Below are 418 nucleotides of genomic sequence, written 5' to 3'. Positions count from 1 at the left end.
GAATAATTGGCAGCGCCGACTGACAAGACATACAGTCTCGGACGAAAATCGAATTCTTCCTCTTCTTTTTGTTTTATTGATTCCTTTGCTGTGAGTTTTCTAGTCACTTTAAAGGTGGCAGGAACCGAAGTGCCATGCTGGTTGTCTGCGAAAATTTGGACTTCGCTTACTCCGAAAGGCGTTTCGACTTCAAATTCCCTTTCATACGCTAACTTATCAACTTGTTTTTCGTTTGATGTGTCAATCAAGTTATGGAGCAGGCCATTCACCCTAATTCTCCAACTAGAAATCGGTGAATTTTCTGAAGTCCTAACCCTCACACGTAATTTTGTCGTGGGTGTGTTTGCTTCTGTTTCTATATTGCTTAGTAAATCAAGCACGGGTGGAAGCTGACTAATAGGGGTGAAGTTTGTCGTTT

At 41.6% G+C, this 418-nt stretch carries 1 protein-coding gene; it reads right to left on the bottom strand.

Annotated features, from left to right (window positions below; all coding sequences use genetic code 11):
• Positions 1–418 (bottom strand): hypothetical protein (locus ACO0KZ_RS20475; protein ID WP_422998635.1); only part of this gene is annotated, 418 nt, incomplete at both ends.

The organism is Undibacterium sp. Di24W, assembly GCF_049340325.1.
Lineage (GTDB): Bacteria > Pseudomonadota > Gammaproteobacteria > Burkholderiales > Burkholderiaceae_D > Undibacterium.
The sequence above is the reverse complement of the archived record's forward strand: the minus strand, read 5'-3'. Positions and strand labels throughout refer to the sequence as shown.